Origin of the sequence: Pseudomonas sp. p99-361 (assembly GCF_003935475.1) — a bacterium.
In the GTDB taxonomy this organism is placed as follows: Bacteria; Pseudomonadota; Gammaproteobacteria; order Pseudomonadales; family Pseudomonadaceae; genus Aquipseudomonas; species Aquipseudomonas juntendi.
In genome coordinates, this window is sequence record NZ_RHQO01000006.1 from 106,751 (window position 1) to 127,113 (window position 20,363).

16 protein-coding genes and 1 pseudogene are annotated in these 20,363 nt (G+C 62.3%); 8 read left to right on the forward strand and 9 right to left on the reverse strand.

The window, feature by feature from the left end; translation table 11 throughout:
- Positions 1–119 precede the first annotated feature (119 nt).
- The 4 genes and pseudogenes from EGJ22_RS04890 (at position 120) to EGJ22_RS26380 (ending at position 6,844) form a co-directional block, all read left to right on the forward strand.
- Positions 120–1,657, forward strand: a pseudogene (locus EGJ22_RS04890) (BCCT family transporter).
- A gap of 52 nt (positions 1,658–1,709) precedes the next feature.
- Positions 1,710–2,066 carry a hypothetical protein gene (locus tag EGJ22_RS26865; RefSeq protein WP_370593771.1) on the forward strand — a complete coding sequence of 119 codons (357 nt, stop codon included), beginning with the start codon at positions 1,710–1,712 and terminating at the stop codon, positions 2,064–2,066.
- A 121-nt stretch (positions 2,067–2,187) separates the two neighbouring features.
- On the forward strand, positions 2,188–6,012 hold the full coding sequence (locus EGJ22_RS04895; RefSeq protein ID WP_230584477.1) for a dermonecrotic toxin domain-containing protein: 3,825 nt from the start codon (positions 2,188–2,190) through the stop codon (positions 6,010–6,012).
- Positions 5,939–6,844: a hypothetical protein gene (locus EGJ22_RS26380; protein WP_223809611.1), complete on the forward strand. Its 906-nt coding sequence runs from the start codon at positions 5,939–5,941 to the stop codon at positions 6,842–6,844. The genes EGJ22_RS04895 and EGJ22_RS26380 overlap by 74 nt, the downstream gene beginning before the upstream one ends.
- Before the next feature lie 34 nt (positions 6,845–6,878).
- Here EGJ22_RS26380 and EGJ22_RS04900 read toward each other — a convergent pair whose 3' ends face one another.
- From EGJ22_RS04900 to gpmI, 4 genes are all read right to left on the reverse strand, one after another.
- A complete protein-coding gene (locus EGJ22_RS04900; protein WP_029886547.1) occupies positions 6,879–7,646 on the reverse strand; it encodes a divergent polysaccharide deacetylase family protein in 768 nt (255 codons plus the stop codon).
- A gap of 8 nt (positions 7,647–7,654) precedes the next feature.
- A complete protein-coding gene (locus EGJ22_RS04905; RefSeq protein WP_009684994.1) occupies positions 7,655–8,971 on the reverse strand; it encodes a S41 family peptidase in 1,317 nt (438 codons plus the stop codon).
- A 78-nt stretch (positions 8,972–9,049) separates the two neighbouring features.
- On the reverse strand, positions 9,050–10,363 hold the full coding sequence (locus EGJ22_RS04910) for a murein hydrolase activator EnvC (protein WP_029886546.1): 1,314 nt from the start codon (positions 10,361–10,363) through the stop codon (positions 9,050–9,052).
- 173 nt (positions 10,364–10,536) lie between these two features.
- Entirely contained in the window at positions 10,537–12,072 is a 1,536-nt protein-coding gene (gene gpmI, locus EGJ22_RS04915) for a 2,3-bisphosphoglycerate-independent phosphoglycerate mutase (protein WP_029886545.1), read from the reverse strand.
- 206 nt (positions 12,073–12,278) lie between these two features.
- On the opposite strand from gpmI, the gene EGJ22_RS04920 reads away from it, so the two are divergent.
- The 3 genes from EGJ22_RS04920 to secB are packed head-to-tail and all read left to right on the forward strand — an operon-like array spanning position 12,279 to position 13,473.
- Positions 12,279–12,692 (forward strand): rhodanese-like domain-containing protein, encoded by a 414-nt coding sequence (locus tag EGJ22_RS04920; RefSeq protein ID WP_009684998.1) that lies wholly within the window; start codon positions 12,279–12,281, stop codon positions 12,690–12,692.
- Position 12,693: 1 nt separating this feature from the next.
- A complete protein-coding gene (gene grxC / locus EGJ22_RS04925; RefSeq protein WP_029886544.1) occupies positions 12,694–12,948 on the forward strand; it encodes a glutaredoxin 3 in 255 nt (84 codons plus the stop codon).
- Positions 12,949–12,987: 39 nt separating this feature from the next.
- Positions 12,988–13,473: a protein-export chaperone SecB gene (gene secB, locus EGJ22_RS04930; RefSeq protein WP_009685000.1), complete on the forward strand. Its 486-nt coding sequence runs from the start codon at positions 12,988–12,990 to the stop codon at positions 13,471–13,473.
- 119 nt (positions 13,474–13,592) lie between these two features.
- On the opposite strand, the gene trmL is transcribed toward secB, so the two are convergent.
- On the reverse strand, positions 13,593–14,054 hold the full coding sequence (gene trmL / locus EGJ22_RS04935; RefSeq protein WP_029886543.1) for a tRNA (uridine(34)/cytosine(34)/5-carboxymethylaminomethyluridine(34)-2'-O)-methyltransferase TrmL: 462 nt from the start codon (positions 14,052–14,054) through the stop codon (positions 13,593–13,595).
- Between trmL and EGJ22_RS04940 the strand changes: the two genes are divergently transcribed.
- On the forward strand, positions 14,053–14,490 hold the full coding sequence (locus EGJ22_RS04940) for a hypothetical protein (RefSeq protein WP_009685002.1): 438 nt from the start codon (positions 14,053–14,055) through the stop codon (positions 14,488–14,490). The genes trmL and EGJ22_RS04940 overlap by 2 nt on opposite strands.
- 626 nt (positions 14,491–15,116) lie before the next feature.
- Here the strand turns inward: EGJ22_RS04940 and ntrC are convergent.
- The 4 genes from ntrC to glnA all read right to left on the reverse strand — a co-directional run bounded on the left by ntrC (position 15,117) and on the right by glnA (position 20,003).
- Positions 15,117–16,553, reverse strand: coding sequence for a nitrogen regulation protein NR(I) (ntrC, locus tag EGJ22_RS04945; RefSeq protein WP_009685003.1), 1,437 nt, complete (start codon positions 16,551–16,553; stop codon positions 15,117–15,119).
- Positions 16,550–17,635 carry a nitrogen regulation protein NR(II) gene (glnL, locus tag EGJ22_RS04950; RefSeq protein WP_009685004.1) on the reverse strand — a complete coding sequence of 362 codons (1,086 nt, stop codon included), beginning with the start codon at positions 17,633–17,635 and terminating at the stop codon, positions 16,550–16,552. Before glnL ends, ntrC begins: the two co-directional genes overlap by 4 nt.
- Positions 17,636–17,898: 263 nt before the next feature.
- Complete coding sequence (locus tag EGJ22_RS04955; RefSeq protein ID WP_029887412.1) at positions 17,899–18,441, reverse strand: chorismate mutase; 543 nt, start codon at positions 18,439–18,441, stop codon at positions 17,899–17,901.
- 155 nt (positions 18,442–18,596) lie between these two features.
- Positions 18,597–20,003, reverse strand: a complete 1,407-nt coding sequence (gene glnA / locus EGJ22_RS04960) for a type I glutamate--ammonia ligase (RefSeq protein ID WP_009685006.1) — start codon at positions 20,001–20,003, stop codon at positions 18,597–18,599.
- Positions 20,004–20,363 lie beyond the last annotated feature (360 nt).

The window sequence follows — 20,363 nt, forward strand, 5'->3', positions numbered from 1 at the left end:
CACCAATTGCTCGGGAAAGAATGATTAGCCTCCACAGCCGCACTGCCCGGAGCATTCGTGCAATGAGTTCTGCCTCACTTACCAAGCCCCCCGCCGAGAGGGTACGGGTCAACCGCGTGGTGTTCTTCACCTCGGCGCTGATGATCCTTGTTCTGACTGCCTTGCTGATCGCTGTACCCGAAACTGCCGGCCAGGTGCTGGGCGTGGCCCAGAAGTGGCTGACGCGCACCTTTGGCTGGTACTACATGCTGGTGATCTGCGGTTACCTGCTGTTCGTCGTCTACCTGGCCTTCTCCGATTACGGCAGCCTCAAGCTCGGCGGCAAGGACGACCAGCCCGACTTCAGCTATGGCGCCTGGGCCGGCATGCTGTTCTCCTCGGGCATCGGTATTTCGCTGCTGTACTTTGGCGCCTCCGAGCCCCTGGACCACTACTTCAACCCACCGGAGGGCACCCCGGCAAGCCTCGAAGCCGCGCGCCAGGGCCTGCAGCTGACCTTCCTGCACTGGGGCCTGCATGGCTGGGCGATCTATGCGCTGGTCGGCCTGGCCGTGGGCTACTTCGCCTACCGGCATAACCAGCCGCTGGCGCTGCGCTCGGCGTTGTACCCCCTGGTCGGCGAACGTTGGGTCAAGGGTGCCGCCGGCAATGCCGTGGACATCTTCGGCATGTTCGTCACCCTGTTGGGCCTGGTCACCAACCTGGGCATCGGTGCCATGCAGGTATCGTCCGGGCTGGAGTACCTGTTCGGCATGGACCACAGCAAGACCAACCTGCTGGTGGTGATCCTGGTGATGGCTGGCGTGGCTACCGTGGCGGCGGTTTCGGGTGTGGAAAACGGCATTCGCCGCCTGTCCAACCTGAACATCATGCTGTTCAGCGGCTTGCTGATCTTCGTCCTGCTGGGCGGCGAAACCCTGCACCTGCTGAACGGCTTCGTGCAGAACGTAGGCGATTACCTCAACGGTATCGTGCTGAAAACCTTCGACCTGTACGTGTATGAGGGCGAGGCTGGCAAGTCCGAACGCTGGTTGGGCCTGTGGACCGTGTTCTACTGGGCCTGGTGGATCTCCTGGGGCCCGTTCGTAGGCATGTTCATCGCCCGTATTTCCAAAGGCCGCACCGTGCGCCAGCTGGTCATGGGTGTGCTGCTGATCCCGCTGGGCTTCACCTTGGCCTGGTTGTCGATTTTCGGTAACACGGCGCTGGACCTGGTGATCAACCAAGGCGCGGTCGAGCTGGGCAAGACTGCGCTGGAACAACCTTCGATGTCGATCTACCAACTGCTGGAATACTTCCCGGCAGCCAAGCTCGTGATTGGTGTGGCGGTGTTCGTCGGCTTCGTGCTGTTCCTGACCCCGGCCGATTCCGGTGCGGTGATGATGGCCAACCTGTCCTGCAAAGGCGGCAAGGTCGACGAGGATGCCCCGCACTGGATGGTGGTGTTCTGGTCGGTGGTGATCACCCTGGTGACCATCGGTTTGCTGTTCGCCGGTAATTTCGAGGCCATGCAAACCATGGTCGTGCTGGCGGGCTTGCCGTTCTCGGTGGTGCTGGTGCTGTTCATGTTCGGCCTGTACAAGGCCATGAAACAGGACGTGGCGGTAGAGCAGGAGCGCGCCGAACTGGCTGCCCGTGGCCGACGTGGGTTCAGTGAGCGGCTGACCCAGCTGGAGCTGCAGCCGACCCAGGCCGTGGTGCAGCGCTTCATGGACAAGCAGGTCAGCCCGGCCCTCAAGGAGGCTGCTGCCCAGTTGCAGACCCTGGGCTTCGACGTGGAGTCCCGTGTTGGCCAGGCGCGCGACATGATGGGCTTGCGGGTGATGATGGAAGAGGGTAACCCGTTCGTCTACGAAGTGAGCCTGGACGGCTACCTGGCGGCACCGAGCGAGGCGCCGGTGGAAGGCGAGCCGGAAGTCCGTCAACGCTTCTACCGTGCCGAAGTTTACCTGCACGACGGCAGCCAGGAGTACGACCTGATGGGCTTTGCGCCCGAGCAGATCGTGCGTGACGTGCTGGACCAGTTCGAAAGCCATCGCCAGTTGCTGGGGCGAGTGTACAGCTGACGCTGCTGCGATGAAGAAAAGGCCTTGCCCACCGTGCAAGGCCTTTTTTTTGAGCAATATGTAGCGCGGGTATCGCACCTGAATACCGCAGCCTGCGTTTTTTTCAGCGGAGGCACCCAGCATGACGAGTTACAAGATACCCCCCTTCGATTTCCGCCAGGCCGTGGCCGGGCAGTTCGACGGCCGGCCGACCCTGCGCCAGGTCGCCAGTGCGCAGCTACTGCGCGTGCTGCTGCCGCACCTGCCATGGTTGGCCAGCACCACGCCAGCCCTGACAAATGCTGACCCACTGATGCTGGACAGCCCAGACCCCGCTACCGCGTATTGGACCACCACACCCTTTGTGGACCGGGTTCTGGAAGCCTTGCTCGACCCCCAGGCGTTGAGCCTGGCGCCACTGGCGGATGGGCGCCATTACAACCTCGGGCTCACCGGCAGCCATCGTTTTGCCGGCTCGTCGAGCGAGTTCGACACCCGGCAGTTGCCTGACTTGTCAGCTGCCCTGAACCAGCTGGTTGAGGACTTGCCACGACACTTCTGCGAGGCCCAGCTCGAGTTCTGGCGAGGCAAGGGTAGCGCCGGAGTGAGTCGCGACGAATGGTTGCAGTTGCTGCTCAAGCTCGCGCTACTGCGCAGCTTGCCCTGGCAGGGACTGGACCCGCAGGAGCAGGCCTGTATCCGCGGCCTGCTGCACGGCGGTGATGAACAGCCCGCGGTGTACTTCGTGCAGACCCGGCTGACCAGTGCCTCCATGCAATACGATCAACTGCAGTGCCAGATGCTGATTGCCGCCGAGTGGGATGAGCGTAAGGTCATCCTGTGGTGCGCACCTTCGGGGATAGTACGCAGTTTCGAGTCGTTGCACGCGTTTGGCCTGGCCTTGCGTGACGAACTGGCGCAACGCTACGCCTTCGAACGGATGAGTTGGCAACGCTATCCCGCCACCGGCAATGTGTTTGCCCAGCAGGTCTCGCTGCTGCTCGATACGGTGCTCGCCAGGGTCGAGCTTGCGCGTTATGCCGATATCCAGGATGTTCCGGCCCTTGAGCAGCGTTTTGACCAGCTTGGCGACCCTTCTTCGTGGTTCGTGGGGTACCCGGATGAAACCCCGGCAGTGCAACCTCCCCCTGGGTTGATGGCCAGTGCGCAGGACAGTTTTGCCTGCAGCGCTGCCTTGCTGCAGCTCGCGCTTTACCAGCTCGACTCGGGTGGGGTCTCAGCACTGGATGGCGTTCAGTCGCTGACCGATTACGCCCGTCAACGGCTGACCAGGCAGATCCGCGAGGATCACGGGGCAGACAGCTCGCCGGACGATCTTGTATTTGACCTTTACCTGGCCCGTGGGATCCCTGGTGGGGCGGGCACAGGCACCGGCGGCGGCGAGCCATTGGCCTTCGCCGGGAGCAAGACGCTCACCGAATTTGCCATTGGCAACCTCGCGTCGCTCAAGGGGGCGGCAATCGAGCGCATTTACCTGCGTGGCGGGGGCGAGGCACCGGCATGGCTCGATGCCGACGCCGCCAGAGCCCTCGTGACCAAAGTGGATATCGGTAGCCATTATCCTGCCTATGTCGCGGCGCAACTGGACGATCCGGCCAAGCGCGCGGACCGGGTCACGCGCCTGGGGCGGGAATGGCGTGCAGCACTGCTGGCCGCTGCACTCACTGCCAAGATGGACGGCAAGATCAAAGAGCCAGGCCTGCAATGCGTGGTCGACTATTGTGCGGGGCACGTCGACCCCGCCGCGCCGCGCATGACCCTGTTTCCGCTGGCGTTCAGGCGTAGCGCAGCGTCCAGGGTCACGGACCCGGTACGCTGCATGTACATTCTGTTTTGCGCGGAACCCTCGCTGGTGTTGCTGTACCGGCCCTTGTTCGCCAAAGACACGCTGCGTGAATATGCCAGCCTCTCGGCTTTGCTCGAACACGTGCGTGAATCGGAGATTTTGCAGGAGAGTATTCTTGACTGGATGCAGCCCAGCGCCAGGCCTGTCTACGACCATGGTGGTTTCCGCGAACCGCACATCAGTGTCATCGGCATCGACCCCTATGCGCTGCCTGAGCGTCCGGAACCTGCCAGGCTGGCGATCGAACTCTGGCTTAGCAACATTGACGAGAAACTTTATACAGCCAATCGGGACCTGCTGCTGACGCTCGCTGATGAACAGTCTGTGTCCAACGCCGAGAGCCGCTGGCAGACATTGTGCGAGGGGGCATGGCTGCTGTTCGATGTCGTGACCATGGCGCTTCGGGGGCCTGTGGCCTCGGTGGCCTGGTTGGTGCAATTGCTGAACGCGTTGCAGCAAGACATTGAGGCCTTGGAGCGTGGCAATGAGTTCGATCGGTCGGCGGCAACGGTTGACCTGATATTGAACCTGGGCATGGTGTTGCTGCATGCCAGGCAACCCGCCAAAGCCTTTCCCTCCTATGCATTGCCCGGTGCGGCGGAGGTCGAGGGGCCTGAGGCACAGCGCGGCGCATTTGCCGAAATTGCAATTGCGCCTATCGAGAAAACGCCTGCGCCTGGCCAAGCGCTGCCGAGCCGCTGGCTCGATTTTTCATGGCGAGGTCAGAGTGGCTTCAACTGGTTGCCGCGCGAACAGCGCGAAGCACTCAGGGCCATGCGTGCACCGCTCTCGCTTGCGGGCGTGCAGCCCTTGAACCACGACGCGGCGACGGGCTTGTACCTGATCGACGGTGATCATTATGTAGCCCTGGCCAGTGATACGTACCGCGTGGAGCGGTTGCCAGAGGGTGTACGGGTGGTCGATGGTGGCGGAGCCGCGGGGCCCTGGCTGCGTTTCGTCGACGGCGCGTGGCGTGTGGACACGGCGCTTGGTCTGCGGGGTGGCATGGGGCGAGAGCGTACACAAAAGTGGCTGAGGGATCGGTTTCGCGACATGCACCAAAAGATAGAGGGCCTTGACAGTCGCGCCCGGGAGGCCAGAAAGCAAGCCGGGCCTTTTGCCAAGGCTGTGGACGAATTGCGCGAAAAACTGCTGAAACTCAGGGAACTTCGGGCCAACGCATCCGAAAGGCTGGCCGCGTTGCCCGCCGAAGACGAGGCGGGGAAGTCGCAGTTGCGCACAACGCTCGCGCTTTACGATGAGCGCAAGATTACGTTCGAGCAGGACCACTTCACACAGATGAACCTGATGCTGAAGGAGCTGGAAGCTGCGGTCGGCGCCGATATTGAAATACTGGCGCTGCACGCGACCATGCGAGAAGACAAATTTGCCCGTGAGCGGGAAAAGGGGGGCTGGGACGGGGTGCTTGCCGAGCACGATAAAGTTGTTCGCAACAGCGCTATCAACGATGCCGAGATTATTTTCACCGAGCTCTGGAGCCTTGCGAATTACCCCGAACTTGTGGAGATGCAAGACGCGCTGGGTGGGCGGTCAGTCCGTGAATTCGCGGATTTGTATGAGAAGTTGCGCGTCAAACAGCAAGTCGTGATCGACGTGCAGGATCGCATGTTGGTCGGGAGTGAGCAGCTGGATCAATTGTTGACCGAAACGCCGGAAGATTTCGAGGTAAAGGATTGGGGGGGGCAACGCCAAAGGCACCGTCGCAGACATAATTGCCAAGCGCCGCGTCAGTACAGTTCAACTGCGTTTACACCAGGTGGTGAATCTGGCCGAGCTGGCGCTGCACCTGGAAAGCGACCGGCCAGACGTACTTGCAGGCTACAAAGCTGCCCTGGCCAGCTCAAGCCTGCGCAACGCGGCCGAAGCCCACGGCGAGCTGGCCTTCTCCAACCTGCCGGCGCAGGACCGGATCGTCATCCTCCACGAAGCCTGGGACGAATACAGTGCTGCACTGGTCAACAGCGATCGCGTTTGCCGAGAGGGTGGGGCGTTGATCGAACCGGCCATGATCAAGCGCTATCGGGAGCACATCAGCAAACTCAAGCTCGATGTGAACATACGTCTGGGCATAGCGTATGATGAGCAGGATCATCCCCTTCTGCCGGCCGGGCGTAGGCCTTATCCGGCGTCCCGCGTGCCGCAGCGGTTGGTGCGTAACGCCCAGGGCCAACTGATGATCGGCAACCTTATCGAAGGGCAATCCTTGCTCGAGGTGCGTGAGAAGATCAGCGATAAGGTATTGGCCACCTTTGAACAAGTAGATGGCGAGTGGCGCGAGGTCCAGCAGCCATCGTTACCCGACGAAGCCCCCCTAGCCGATCTCGCTAGTTGGGTGCAGTCTCTACTGAATAAGAGCAATGACCATCGAGCCTCAGCCAAGGCCTATGTCGAGATCGATATCAGCGGGTCGCTGGTGGCCAGGATATACGATCTTCAGCTGAACAAACTGACCGAGGCAGTGAGCGTAGTGCGCGATGCCGGTGGCGACGATGCGCTGATCAGGACCTTGGAACAGGAAGTGGATGCGCTGCGTGCAGAGAAGGAGGAGCAACTTACCACCCTGTACACCCACACCAGCCGCCCCACTGCCGAAGCCCTGCGCTTTCTTTACGATTTGAAGGCGATCAAGGTCGTATACCTCAAGCGGCATGTCATGGCGGACGGTAGCGCTTTCGATGAGTACCTGGTCCAGCTCTTGTCAAACAACCGTAAACTCTGGGCTGTGCATTTCCATTTGCGGTCGCAGGCTGCCTACGCCCGGGATTTTACTTCGGGGCACCTGAAGGTGTGGGCCCAGCGTTACCTGAGCAGCCAGGTTGCCAGGGATACAGGGCAGCAGCTTTACCGCGGCAAGCTGACACTACAGCAAGCCACGGGGATCATTCCTTTCGATCATCCAACAGCACAGTAGGTTCGGGGCGGCTTGCTTCTGGCCGAACCCAGGTTTATCGGTTGCTGTAGCGGCCCTGCCGGCCATGTGCCGGCATGGCCTGGTTGCTCCGCTCGGCAATCATCTGTGGCAAACCCAGCAGCGTGATGCCCTGGCTTTTCAGGCGGGGCAGTTCGCGGGCCAGCACCTCCAGCGTTTGCGGGTAAGGGTGGCCGATCAGCACTGCCGAGCCTTGCTTGTGCGCCAGGGCCACGCCTTGTTGCAACTGCCCGGCAATGGCTTGGGTGGTGCGCACGTCATCGAGAAACACATCCCGCGAGACATGCGCCAGGCCTTGCGCCTGTGCTTCTGCAGCCGCGACGGTGGCGGCACTGGTGCGGCTGTCGACGAAGAACAGGTGGCGGCGCTGCAATTCGCCCATCAGCCAGGCCATGGGTTCGCGCTGGGCCGTCATGCGGCTGCCCATATGGTTGTTGATGCCGGCCGCGTAAGGCACCTTGAGCAGCGCGCTGTCCAGGCGCCGGGCCAGCTCTTCGCCGGCGATGCCGGGGTGCCAGGCATAGGGCCCGGTGGCCGGGTCCATTGGCATGTGCAGGATCACCGTTTTGCCAGCCTTGTGCGCTTGGCGGGCGAAGTCGGTTGCATGCGGGGTGTCGGGCATGATGGCCATGGTCACCGGGCCGGGTAGGGCCAAGGTGCGGCTGTCCCGCTCGGGGCTCTGGCCAAGGTCGTCGATGATGATGCTCATGTAGGCCTTGCCGGCCGGCGCCGCTTGCGCGACCCCGGCCAACAGGCAGAACACCAGGCACAGCAGGTACCGCACGGGCTGGATCATTTGCCCGAGGTGATGTTGAGGCCTTTGAGCAGGCTCAGTGCCTGGCTCAGTTGGAAGTCGTCGTCCTGTGGGCGCTCCTTGCGCTTGCTGCTGCCGGTCGGGCGGTCGGCGCCGCCGTTACCGTTGCCCAGGTGGCCCTGCAGGTCGGCTTCCTTGAAGTTGTCGGTGTCGACCTCGGCAGTGAGCTTGGCCTGACGTACTTCGATGTCGGGGACGATACCCTGGGCCTGAATCGAACGGCCATTGGGGGTGAAGTACAGTGCGGTGGTCAGCTTCAGGGCGCGGTCATTGGCCAATGGCAGCACGGTTTGTACCGAGCCTTTGCCGAAGCTGTCGGTGCCCATCAGCACGGCACGCTTCTGGTCTTGCAGTGCGCCCGCTACAATTTCCGAAGCCGAGGCGCTGCCGCCGTTGATCAGCACCACCAGTGGCACCCCTTCGCTGGCGTCGGCCGGGTCGGCCGAGAAGCGCAGTTCGGAATTGGCGATGCGGCCCTTGGTGTAGACGATCAGGCCCTTGGTGAGGAAGTGGTCGGCCACTTCCACGGCCGATTGCAGCACGCCACCCGGGTTGTTGCGCAGGTCGAGCACCACACCGCGCAGTTTCTTGCCGTTGTCCTTGCGCAGCTTGGCCAGGGCTTTGCCCACCTCGTCGCCGGTCTTGACCTGGAACTGGGTGATGCGGATATAGCCGTAGTCGTTTTCCAGCAGCTGGCTCTTCACGCTCTTGACCTGGATCACCGCGCGGGCCAGGGTCACGTCGAAGGGGTTACCGCCGTCGCGGACCAGGGTCAGGGTAATTTTGTCGCCGACCTTGCCGCGCATCTTGTCCACCGCTTCGGTCATGGTCTGGCCGCGGGTCGGGGCGCCGTTGATCTTGACGATCAGGTCGCCGGCCTGGACGCCTGCACGCGAGGCCGGGGTGTCATCGATCGGCGAGACCACCTTGATGAAGCCGTCTTCCTGGCCCACTTCGATACCCAGCCCGCCGAACTCGCCGCTGGTGCTTTCCTGCAGTTCCTGGAAGTCCTCGGGGCCCAGGTAGGCCGAGTGTGGGTCGAGGTTGCTGAGCATGCCCTTGATGGCATTCTCCAGCAGGGTCTTGTCATCTACCGGCTCGACATAGGCCGCCTTGATGCGGTCCATGACTTCGGCGAAGGTGCGCAGCTCTTCCAGTGGCAGTGGCGCCTTGGCAGTGACCTCGGTGGCCGGCACAGCTGCCGCCTTGGCCGGCTCCGCGGCAGTGGCCAGGGGCGCGCCGACCGCCAGGGCGATGGACAGGGCCAACTGGGTGAGACGAGGCGAGTGCAGCATGTCGAACGGACTCCTGATCCTGTAAGCGCTCCCTGCGGAGCATCGGTGCAGCGTTTGGGCCGCGCCGTAGAAAGTTGACTAACCCCGGCACCACTGCGAAGGGTCGGTAGGCCGGCCCTGCTGGCGGATGGCGAAGTACAAGCCTGCCGCGTCCTGGCCACCGCTGTCGCCGACGGTGGATATGGCTTCACCGGCCTTGACGATGTCACCGGCGCTTTTCAGCAGGCTCTGGTTATGGCCGTACAGGCTCAGGTAACCGTTGCCATGATCGAGAATGACCAGAAGCCCGGCGCCGCGCAACCAGTCGGCGAACACCACACGCCCGCCGTGCACGGCGCGCACTTGTGTGCCGGGGTTGGCGCTGATCATCACGCCGTCCCATTTGGCCCGGGCATCGTTGCCGCGTGCATCGCCGAAGCGTGCCAGCAATCGACCATTGACTGGCCAAGGAAGTTTGCCCCGTGCTGCAGAAAATGCACCGCCGTAGTTGGCACCGTCGCTGGAAACCATCGGCCCGAGGGTGGTACGGGCCTTTTTCGGCGGCTCTGCCGGCGCTTCAGGCTCGCGCGCCTGGTTGCGCGCAGCGGCGGCCAGGGCCTCTTGCTGCCGGCGTTTTTCCGCTTCCTGCTGCGCCAGCAAGGCTTTCTTGCGTGCCTCTTCAGCCTCGCGGGCCTGGCGTGCCAGGGTTTCCTCGATGGTCTTGAGGACTTTGGCCAGGTCGGCCTGGTCCTGCTGGCGGGCCTGGAGCTTCTGGTCACGGTCTTTCATGTCGCTGTTGAGCTTGGCCAATACCTGCTGGCGCTTGCCGCGTTCGCTCTCCAGGGCCTGGCGGCGGCTGTCGAGGTCGGCGCGCTGGGCCAGCAACTGTTGCTGCTGGGCGGACATCTGCTGCTCGACACTGGCCAGCTGGCGGAGGGTTTCGTTGAAGGTGCGCAGCTGCTCCAGGCGCGCCTTGCTCATGTAGTCGTAGTAGGTCAGGGTGCGGGCGAATTTCTCTGGGTTCTGCTGGTTGAGCAGCAGCTTGAGGTATTCCTCGCGACCGTTGTTCTGGTAGGCCGAGCGGGCTTGAATGGCGATCAGCCGTTGCTGTTCAACGCGGGCGGTCTGGAGTTTTTTTTTCTCGGTTTCAAGGCGCTCCAGCTCGCCCTCGGTCTTTTTTAGTGCTTGCTGCAGTGCCTCCACCTGCTTTTCGAGGTTGCCGATGTCGGTCTCGGTGGCTTTCAGGTCCTTTTGCACACCGGCTTTTTCTTCCTGGAGCTTGCCCAGTGTTTTCTTGAGCTCGGCAATGTCCTGGCGGGTGGCGTCCAGTTGCTGCTGGGTCTGTGCGCGCTCATCGGCGAAGGCCGGGCTGAGCAGGCATGACAAGGCTAGGAGGATCAGGGCGCGAAGCATGGGGTTTGGCGTACCAAGGATGGAGACTGGCCTAGTATGCCCGCCTGGGCGGGCAAAAAAAACGCCTCGCTGCCAGTGTCGCGAGGCGTTTGTCTGGAATTCAGGTGTTATCGGGGCCCTGTAGGAGCGGCCTTGCGTCGCGATGGGCCGCATAGCGGCCCCAATACGCAGATTCAGGCGTCTACCAGAATCGAAGTGCCGGTCATTTCGGCAGGCTTTTCCAGCCCCAGCAGCTTCAACATGGTCGGCGCAACATCGGCCAGCACGCCGCCATCACGCACTTTCACGTTGCGCTTGCCGACATAGATGAACGGCACCGGCTCGGTGGTGTGTGCGGTGTGGGCCTGGCCGGTGGACTCGTCTTCCATCTGCTCGACGTTCCCGTGGTCGGCGGTGATCAGCGCTTCGCCACCGACCTTGTCCAGCGCCTCGACAATGCGGCCAACGCATTTATCCAGCGCTTCGACAGCCTTGACTGCCGCTTCGAACACGCCGGTGTGGCCGACCATGTCACCGTTGGCGTAGTTGACCACGATCACGTCGAAGCGCTGTTGCTCGATGGCTTCGACAATGCGGTCGGTCACTTGCGGTGCGCTCATTTCCGGCTGCAGGTCGTAGGTGGCGACCTTCGGCGATGGGATCAGGATGCGCTCTTCGCCTTCGAATGGCTCTTCGCGGCCACCCGAGAAGAAGAAGGTGACGTGGGCGTATTTTTCGGTTTCGGCGATACGCAGTTGGGTCTTGCCGTGCTTTGCCAGGTACTCGCCCAGTACATTGTTCAGGCTGGACGGGGCAAAGGCAGCGGGTGCCGGGATTTTCGCCGAATACTGGGTCAGGCCGATGTAGGCCGCCATTTTTGGCAGGCGTGCACGGGCGAATTCGGTGAAATCCGGCTCGACGAAGGCGCGCGACAACTCGCGAGCGCGGTCGGCGCGGAAGTTCATGAAGATCACGGCATCGCCGTCTTCGACCTTGACTGCTGCGCCAATGCGCGTGGCCTTGACGAACTCGTCGCTCTCGTCACGGGCGTAGGCCGCTTGCAGGCCTGCCACGGCGGTGTCAGCGGTGTATTCGGCGCTGCTGTCGACGATCAGGTTATAAGCGGCGCTGACGCGGTCCCAGCGGTTGTCGCGGTCCATGGCGTAGTAGCGGCCGATGAGGCTGGCGATGCGGCCCTTGCCCAGCTTGGCGAAGGTGGCGTCGAGCAGCTCGATGGACGACTGCGCGCTACGTGGCGGGGTGTCACGGCCATCGAGGAAGGCGTGCAGATAGATTTTTTCCGCGCCGCGCTGCGCGGCCAGTTCGGCCATGGCAACGATGTGGTCCTGGTGGCTGTGCACGCCACCATCGGACAGCAGGCCAAGGATGTGCACGGCCTTGCCGGCACCGGCAGCCTTGTCCACCGCACCGGTGAGCACCGGGTTGTGGAAGAACTCACCGTCGCGGATGGCCTTGGTCACCCGGGTGAAGTCCTGATAGACGACGCGGCCCGCGCCCAGGTTCATGTGACCGACTTCGGAGTTGCCCATCTGCCCGTCCGGCAGGCCGACATCCATGCCCGAGCCGGAAATGAGGCCATGCGGCTGGCTGGCGCGCAGGCGGTCGTAGACCGGCGTGTTAGCGGCATAGATGGCGTTGTATTCAGGGCTTTCGCTGTGGCCGAAGCCATCCAGGATGATCAGGACCAGGGGTTTGGGCGTACTCGTCATCAATCAAACTCACGGTTGTTCAAAGATGATAAAGAAACGCATTTTAGGGCAAATACGCCACGTGCGGCGAATAATCGTCCCATCCCCCGACCGGCGCGCGTGCGATGGCAACATGAAGCTGGTCTGGTGGCCGGCCCGTCGGGCTTTGGTGGTACCAAGGGGCTGTGTATACTGGCCGGCATTTTCAATCGCCTGGAACACCGCTGATGGTTGCTCACCTGATTCAATTCGCGACAGATCACTACATCCTGGTTGCGATCTTCTTCATTCTGCTGGCCCTGCTGCTCATCAATGAAATCCGCCGTGGCGGGCAGAGCCTGAGCAACGGTCAGCTGACTGCCCTGGTCAATGCCGACAAGGCGCTGGTGATCGATATCCGCCCGGCCAAGGAGTATTCCGCCGGTCACATCGTGGGTGCGGTGAACATTCCGCAGGACAAGCTGGCCAACCGCATGGCCGAGCTGGACAAGCACAAAGAGAAGACCCTGATCGTCGTCGACGCGATGGGCCAGCAGTCCGGCAGCATTTGCCGCGATCTGCTCAAGGCCGGTTACAACGCCGCCAAACTGAGCGGTGGCGTTTCCAGCTGGAAAGCCGATAACCTGCCCCTGGTGAAGTGATATGAAGCCCGTCATCGTTTATTCCAGCGACTACTGCCCCTACTGCATGCGTGCCAAGTACCTGCTCGAGAGCAAGGGCGTGGCATTCGAGGAAATCAAGGTCGACGGCAAACCGCAACTGCGCGCCGAGATGGCCCAGAAAGCCGGCCGCACGTCGGTGCCGCAGATCTGGATCGGCAGTACCCATGTCGGTGGATGCGATGACCTCTATGCCCTGGAACGCGCCGGCAAGCTCGACGCGTTGCTGGCGGCCTGATTTGCACTGCATTCGAAAACATTAGGATAAGGATCTGCCATGACTGACCAACAGACCAACGGCGCTGCTGCTGAAGACAACAGCCCTCAGTTCTCCCTGCAGCGCATCTATGTGCGCGACCTGTCGTTCGAGGCCCCGAAAAGCCCGCAGATCTTCCGTCAGACCTGGGAGCCGAGCGTTGCCCTGGACCTGAACACCAAGCAAAAGGCCCTGGAAGGCGACTTCCATGAGGTGGTGCTGACCCTGTCGGTCACCGTGAAGAACGGCGACGAAGTCGCGTTCATCGCTGAGGTGCAGCAGGCGGGTATCTTCCTCATCGCCAACCTCGATGCTGCTTCGATGAGCCACACGCTGGGTGCGTTCTGCCCGAACATCCTGTTCCCGTATGCCCGCGAGACCCTGGACAGCCTGGTAACCCGTGGTTCGTTCCCGGCGCTGATGCTGTCGCCGGTCAACTTCGACGCCCTGTACGCGCAAGAAATGCAGCGTATGCAGGAAGCCGGCGAAGCGCCAACCGTTCAGTAACTGCTGCCGGTATCGGAAAAGCGCCTCTAGGGGCGCTTTTTTGTTGGCTGTGTGGGAAGCCGCACGTGGTCCCTGTGGGAGCCGGCTTGCCGGCGATAGGGCCAGTGCAGGCTTACACATCAGCTCCCGGCAAACCCGTTCTGCCGCCAGGCCTCATACACCGTCACCGCCACCGTGTTGGACAGGTTCAGGCTGCGGCAGCCTGGGCGCATGGGCAGGCGCAGGCGTTGCTCGGCGGGCAGGCTGTCGAGGACTTCTACCGGCAGCCCGCGGCTCTCCGGCCCGAACAGGAACGCGTCACCCGGCTGGTACGCGACCTCGTGGAACGAGTGCGAGCCTTTGGTGGTAAAGGCGAACAGCCGTGGGTTGCCCAGGCTTTCCAGGCATTCGGCCAGGCTCTGGTGGCGCTTGAGCGTGGCATACTCGTGGTAATCCAGCCCCGCGCGGCGCAGGCGCTTGTCATCCAGTTCGAAGCTGATGGGTTCGATCAGGTGCAGGTGGCAGCCGCTGTTGGCGCACAGGCGAATGATATTGCCGGTATTCGGCGGAATTTCTGGTTGAAAAAGGATGACGTGAAACATGCACGGCTCCAAGCAAGAGGATGACGGGCATTCTACCCCCGAACCGGATGTGCGTTCGAAGGCGTTGCCGCGCATGCTGCTGTCGCTGGCGATCGTCGGGGTAATGGTGGGGCTGATGATCGGCCGCCTGACCGCCCCTGTAGAGCGCCAGTTGCAGCAGGTAGAGGTGTTGTCGAATGGGCTGGCGCTGTGGTTCAACGAAGAACCCAAGCTGCATGCCGAGAACGTCCAAGGCACGGTGGCTGTGCTGTTCCAGGCCCAGGGCACGGCCCGGCAGGGCCAATTGAGCCTGAACGGCAAACCGGTAAGCTGGCGGCTGCAGAACAGCCAGGAAGGGTTGTTGCTGACGGTGGTGGCCGCGCGCCCCCTGCACGGCCAATGGGCCGGTGCAGAAGACGCTGGGCGCTGGCGGCTGCAGGTGAGCCTGCAGGAATAAAAGAGGGGATATCCCGGCCTGCCTGTACCAGGGTCCCCAAAAGGGCTACGGCGTACTGCGTGTAAAGGGGGGATGGCCCGGCCTGCCTGTACCGAGGTCCCCAAAAACGGCGGTGTTGCTAATAAAAGAGGGGTTCACCCGGCCTGCCTGTACCAGGGCCCCCGAAACTGGGTATGTATTAGCTATTGCAGGGGGCGTGCCAATTTTGCAAAACCCGGAAATACTGGGCTTTGAGGGGGATTCGGCCGGTTTTTGAGGGGGTTTGTGCCTTGGCGAGGTGCAGCGGGCACAGGAACGGTGCATCGGAAGGCTGAAACAGCTGGGGCCGCTTTGCGGCCCTGTCGCGGCACAAGGCCGCTTACAATGGGCGGGGGTGGCCGGCAGTCCTGCGGAGCCGGGCCGGCATCATCAATCGATGTAGGAGCGGGTTCACCCGCGAATACGGTGGTACCGGCAATGCACAATGCCTGGCAGAAACTGGCCCGCAGGCCTGGCCCTTTCGCGGGTGAACCCGCTCCTACAGGTAACGCATCAGCCCGGAGGCAGAGATTAATCGTGTAGGAGCGGCCTTGTGTCGCGAAAGGGCTGCGCAGCAGCCCCAAAGATCTCGAGGGTTAACCTAGCGCTCAGTGCTCGTCACCTTCCTCGTCATCGCCACCCGCCACATTCATCCCCAGTTCCTTGATCTTGCGGGTCAGGGTGTTGCGGCCCCAGCCCAGCAACAGCGCCGCATCGCGGCGCCGGCCGGCGGTGTGCTTGAGGGCGGTCTCGATCATGATCCGCTCAAAGCTTGGCACCGCGCTGTCCAGCAGGTTGGATTGCCCACGCGCCAGTGCCTGGTCAGCCCACTGGCGCAGCGCCTGCTCCCAGTTGGTCACGGGGGCAGCGTCCTGGGGCAGGTTCAGCAACTCCGGCGGCAAGTCACCAATCAGTACCTCGCGGCTGGAGGCCATGACGGTGATCCAGCGGCAGGTGTTCTCCATCTGCCGCACGTTGCCCGGCCATGGCAGGTTGCGGATAAACTCCTCGGTTTCCGGCTTGAGAACCTTCGGCTCGACCGCCAGCTCTTGAGCGGCACGGGCAAGGAAATGGCGGGCGAGTGCGGGGATGTCTTCGCGCCGGTCAGCCAACCTCGGGATATGGATGCGAATCACGTTCAGGCGGTGGAACAAGTCTTCGCGGAACTTGCCAGCCTGCACCAGTGACTCGAGGTTCTGGTGAGTAGCGGCGATGATACGCACGTCTACCTTGACCGGCACGTGGCCGCCGACCCGGTAGAACTCGCCATCTGCCAGCACCCGCAGCAGGCGAGTCTGGGTTTCGGCGGGCATGTCGCCGATCTCGTCGAGGAACAGGGTGCCGCCATCGGCCTGCTCGAAGCGGCCCCGGCGCAGGTTGGCGGCGCCAGTGAAAGCGCCTTTTTCGTGGCCGAACAGCTCGGACTCCATCAGGTCCTTGGGGATGGCGGCCATGTTCAGGGCAATGAACGGTGCCGCTGCGCGCGGGCTGTGGCGGTGCAGGGCGTGGGCTACCAGTTCTTTGCCGGTACCGGACTCGCCATTGATCAGCACGGTGATGTTGGAGTGGCTGAGGCGGCCAATGGCGCGGAACACTTCCTGCATCGCCGGGGCTTCACCGATGATCTCCGGGGTGCGTGCCAGGCTCTGTGGCACGTCCAGCCCTTGCTGCTCCTGGGCGTGCTGGTTGGCCCGCTTGACCAGCGAAACCGCCTCGTCCACATCGAAAGGCTTGGGCAGGTACTCGAAAGCACCGCCTTGGTACGATGCCACGGCGCTGTCCAGGTCGGAATGGGCGGTCATGATGATGACCGGCAGGCGTGGGTGCTGCTCGCGAATCTGCGCCAGCAGGTCGAGGCCGCTGGCCCCCGGCATGCGGATGTCGGAAATGATCACGTCCGGCTGCTGGCGGGCCAGGCGGCCCATGACACCGTCTGCGCTATCGAAGCTCTGGGTGGTCATGCCTTCCTGTTGCAGGGCTTTTTCCAGGACCCAGCGGATGGAGCGATCATCGTCGACGATCCATACGGTTTCACTTCGGCTCATGAGGCGGTGGCTCCTTGTTCCAGAGGCAGGTAGATCGAGAAGGCGGTATGGCCAGCGTGGCTTTCGCACTCGATCAGGCCCTGGTGCTGGCTGATGATGTTCTGGGTAATGGCCAGGCCGAGCCCGGTACCGTCCGGGCGACCGCTGACCATGGGATAGAAGAGGGTGTCTTGCAGTTCCAGCGGGATGCCCGGGCCGTTGTCGATGATCTCCACCCGGGCCACCAGGCGATGGCGCACGTGGCCGATGGTGAACTGGCGCAAGGCGCGGCTGCGTAAGGTGATGCGGCCCAGGCGCAGTTCGTTCTGCGAACTGATCGCCTGCATGGCGTTGCGCACGATATTGAGCACGGCCTGGATCATCTGTTCGCGGTCGATCAGGACATCCGGCAGGCTTGGGTCGTAGTCGCGCACCAATGTGATGCAGCCCTGGCTTTCGGCTTCGACCAGGCTGCAGACCCGCTCCAGTACTTCATGGATGTTGGTCATGGCCAGCGAGGGCAGCTTGTTCGAGCCCAGCATGCGGTCGACCAGGTTGCGCAGGCGGTCGGCCTCCTCGATGATCACATTGGTGTAGTCGCGCAGGCCGTCCTCGGGCAGCTCGCGGGCCAGCAGCTGGGCGGCGCCGCGGATGCCCCCGAGGGGGTTCTTGATTTCGTGAGCCAGGCCCCGCACCAGCATCTTTGTGGTTTCCTGTTTGCTCAGTTGCGCCTCTTCCTTGGTGATGCGCAGCAGCCGGTCGCGCGGGTGCACCTCCAGCAGCAGCAGGGTCTGGCCCTGGTGCAGGATTGGCGTTACCGCGTAGTCGACCGTGATCGTCTGCCCGGTCAGGGACGTCAGTTGTGCTTCGCGTTTGGTAAACGGGTGCGCCTGCTCGACCGCCTGGCGCAACGAACTGAGCGCCTCGGTCGATTCAGTGAACAGTTCGCTGATGAACTGCCCGTGACTGCGCTGGCCACTGACCGCCAGTAACATTTCTGCAGCTGGGTTCATGTATTCCAGGCGCAGCTCACCGTTGAGCAATAGCGTGGCGGTGGTCAGGTTGTCCAGAAGCAGACGGTGCTGTGCATCGCTGATGGTCATAAGGCGTCGTTGACCTCTTTTGGCGCTTGTCTGGCAGGGTGCAGCCAGAACCCGGGGCGCAGTGAATCCGCTGATTCCAGTTTCAGTGCATAAAATGCAAGAAACAAACCAAAGCTCCGAAAAGAAGCGGAATTGTCCGATCAGCACCCGAAATCGCGCAGATTCGCACCAGAATGTTCTGGTTTAACGTTTCTTGTGACCTTTTTTGGGGTGCATTCAAGGGCGTCGCTCGCAAGAATGCACCAATAAGGAGCATAGAGCTTTCAGGATTTATCGCACAATTGACCGGTGGCGCGAACCAAGGCCTGGTGCAGTGGCTGGGGCGCGGACCGGCCGGCCAGTTCCTTGGCCAGCCGTGTGCTGCAGCCTGCCGCGGGCTCACGGTCGAAGGCTGCCAGCTTTTGCAGGAGTGTGCCCTGCAGGTCATCCAGTTGCGGGCGGATGTCTGTCTGCAAGTCGCGGCGTTGCGTGTGCGGCGCCGCGCCCTCGCGGTGCCAGTCGGACAGCAGGGTGTATTGCAGCAACTTGTTGGCTTCCATCTGGTCGGCGAAAAACGCCTCGGCGCGTTGGGGTGCCAGGCCGTGGCCAGGTGCGGCAGCACGGACATTCGCCAGCACTTGTTGCTCGCGCAGCGTTGCCTGCACGGGCTGGCCAGTGTCCCACTTGTGCAGCGCCACGGCTTCAGCCAGGGCCAGGCGACGTTCGATGTTGTCGAGCAGCGCGGACAGCGCCGTATCCGGCGGGGCTTCTGCAGTGCAACCGGTCAGGGCCAATACAGCCACTGCGGCGAAGGGGAAATGACGCATGACAGACCTCCAGAGCATAGGGTGAAGGCCCGAGTGTGGCGGTGTTGGCTGATCCTCGGGGGTAGGACGCTTCCGAAAATAGTGACGGCAGAAACGAAAACGGCCTCCCGAGGGAGGCCGTTTGATCAGCTCACCGGCGCCGGGCGCCGATCAGATCAGCAGCTGTAGTACAGCTCGTACTCCAGCGGGTGCACGAAGGTGCGGACCTTGATTTCTTCTTCGCTCTTGAGCTCGATGAAGGCGTCGATGAAGTCGTCGGAGAACACGCCGCCCTTGGTCAGGAACGCACGGCCTTTATCCAGCTCTTCCAGAGCTTCTTTCAGGCTGCCGCACACTTGCGGGATGTTCTTGGCTTCTTCTGGCGGCAGGTCGTACAGGTTCTTGTCGGCCGCGTCGCCTGGGTGGATCTTGTTCTGGATACCGTCCAGGCCAGCCATCAGCAGCGCTGCGAAGGCCAGGTACGGGTTGGCCGATGGGTCCGGGAAGCGGGCTTCGATACGGCGGGCTTTAGGGCTGCCAACGTAAGGAATACGGATCGAAGCGGAACGGTTGCGCGCCGAGTAGGCCAGCATCACCGGGGCTTCGAAACCTGGAACCAGACGCTTGTACGAGTTGGTCGATGGGTTGGTGAAGCCGTTCAGGGCCTTACCGTGCTTGATGATACCGCCGATGAAGTACAGGGCGGTGTCGGACAGGCCGGCATAGCCTTCGCCGGAGAAGGTGTTCTTGCCGTCTTTCCAGATCGACATGTGCACGTGCATGCCCGAACCGTTGTCGCCGTACAGTGGCTTCGGCATGAAGGTAGCGGTACGGCCGTAGGCGTCGGCAACGTTGTGCACAACGTACTTCAGCGCCTGGACTTCGTCAGCCTTCTTCACCAGGGTGTTGAACTTGACACCGATTTCGTTCTGGCCGGCAGTTGCCACTTCGTGGTGGTGAACTTCGACGGTCTGGCCCATTTCTTCCAGTGCGTTGCACATGGCAGTACGGATTTCGTGGTCGTGGTCGAACGGCGGAACTGGGAAATAGCCGCCTTTCACGCCTGGGCGGTGGCCTTTGTTGCCGCCTTCCACGTCAGCGCCGGTCATCCACGAGCCTTGCTCGGAGAAGATCTTGAACATCGAGCCGGAGATGTCCGACTGGAACTTGACTTCGTCGAAGATGAAGAACTCTGGCTCCGGGCCGGCGAAGACAGTGTCACCGATGCCGGTGCTCTTCAGGTACTCTTCGGCACGCTTGGCGATGGCACGTGGGTCGCGGTCGTAGCCCTGCATGCTCGACGGGTCGACGATGTCGCAGGTGATGATCAGGGTTGGTTCTTCGGTGAACGGGTCCAGCACGGCGGTTTCGTCAACCGGCATCAGGATCATGTCGGAAGCTTCGATGCCTTTCCAGCCAGCGATGGAGGAACCGTCGAACATCTTGCCGACTTCGAAGAAGTCTTCGTCCAGCGCATCGCGCGCCGGCATGGTCACGTGGTGCTGAGTACCTTTGGTGTCCGTGAAACGCAGATCAATCCACTTGACGTCATGATCTTTGATGAGTTGAACCGACTTCGACATGTTGTCCTCCGGATGGTCTAGAGCGCGGTGGGCCGCTGCCCTGGAAAAAGGGTGTTGCCGGGCGCGGATAGTCGGCCAAGCTTACCTGCCTCACAAGGGAGCAAATTGCATGCCAGTGCCCGAAAATGGCGAGCGCGGGATAAAAGGGGGCGTTTGCGGGCATTTTGCGGGGGGCTGGGCTTGGAATGTGCACTTTTTAGATGCGGATTTTGGTATTGGTGCACCGGTATGGTGCACGACCTGGAGGGTGTGCTTTCTTTGAGGGCTTCATCGCCTGTGAGATCGAGCGCCGCCCGCGCGGCGCATCGCGAGCTGCGCTCGCTCCTACGTTTGTTTCGGGCCAATTATTCCTGTGGGATT

Coding starts and splice junctions, on each gene's coding strand:
- EGJ22_RS04910 (WP_029886546.1), bottom strand. CDS start 10,363: ATGCTTCGCGCCCTGATCCTCCTAGCCTTGTCATGCCTGCTCAGCCCG.
- EGJ22_RS04955 (WP_029887412.1), bottom strand. CDS start 18,441: ATGCGTCATTTCCCCTTCGCCGCAGTGGCTGTATTGGCCCTGACCGGT.
- gpmI (WP_029886545.1), bottom strand. CDS start 12,072: ATGACGAGTACGCCCAAACCCCTGGTCCTGATCATCCTGGATGGCTTC.
- EGJ22_RS04940 (WP_009685002.1), top strand. CDS start 14,053: ATGCACGGCTCCAAGCAAGAGGATGACGGGCATTCTACCCCCGAACCG.
- EGJ22_RS26865 (WP_370593771.1), top strand. CDS start 1,710: ATGGACAAGCAGGTCAGCCCGGCCCTCAAGGAGGCTGCTGCCCAGTTG.
- grxC (WP_029886544.1), top strand. CDS start 12,694: ATGAAGCCCGTCATCGTTTATTCCAGCGACTACTGCCCCTACTGCATG.
- EGJ22_RS04905 (WP_009684994.1), bottom strand. CDS start 8,971: ATGCTGCACTCGCCTCGTCTCACCCAGTTGGCCCTGTCCATCGCCCTG.
- trmL (WP_029886543.1), bottom strand. CDS start 14,054: ATGTTTCACGTCATCCTTTTTCAACCAGAAATTCCGCCGAATACCGGC.
- secB (WP_009685000.1), top strand. CDS start 12,988: ATGACTGACCAACAGACCAACGGCGCTGCTGCTGAAGACAACAGCCCT.
- glnL (WP_009685004.1), bottom strand. CDS start 17,635: ATGACCATCAGCGATGCACAGCACCGTCTGCTTCTGGACAACCTGACC.
- ntrC (WP_009685003.1), bottom strand. CDS start 16,553: ATGAGCCGAAGTGAAACCGTATGGATCGTCGACGATGATCGCTCCATC.
- EGJ22_RS04895 (WP_230584477.1), top strand. CDS start 2,188: ATGACGAGTTACAAGATACCCCCCTTCGATTTCCGCCAGGCCGTGGCC.
- EGJ22_RS26380 (WP_223809611.1), top strand. CDS start 5,939: ATGATCAAGCGCTATCGGGAGCACATCAGCAAACTCAAGCTCGATGTG.
- EGJ22_RS04920 (WP_009684998.1), top strand. CDS start 12,279: ATGGTTGCTCACCTGATTCAATTCGCGACAGATCACTACATCCTGGTT.
- glnA (WP_009685006.1), bottom strand. CDS start 20,003: ATGTCGAAGTCGGTTCAACTCATCAAAGATCATGACGTCAAGTGGATT.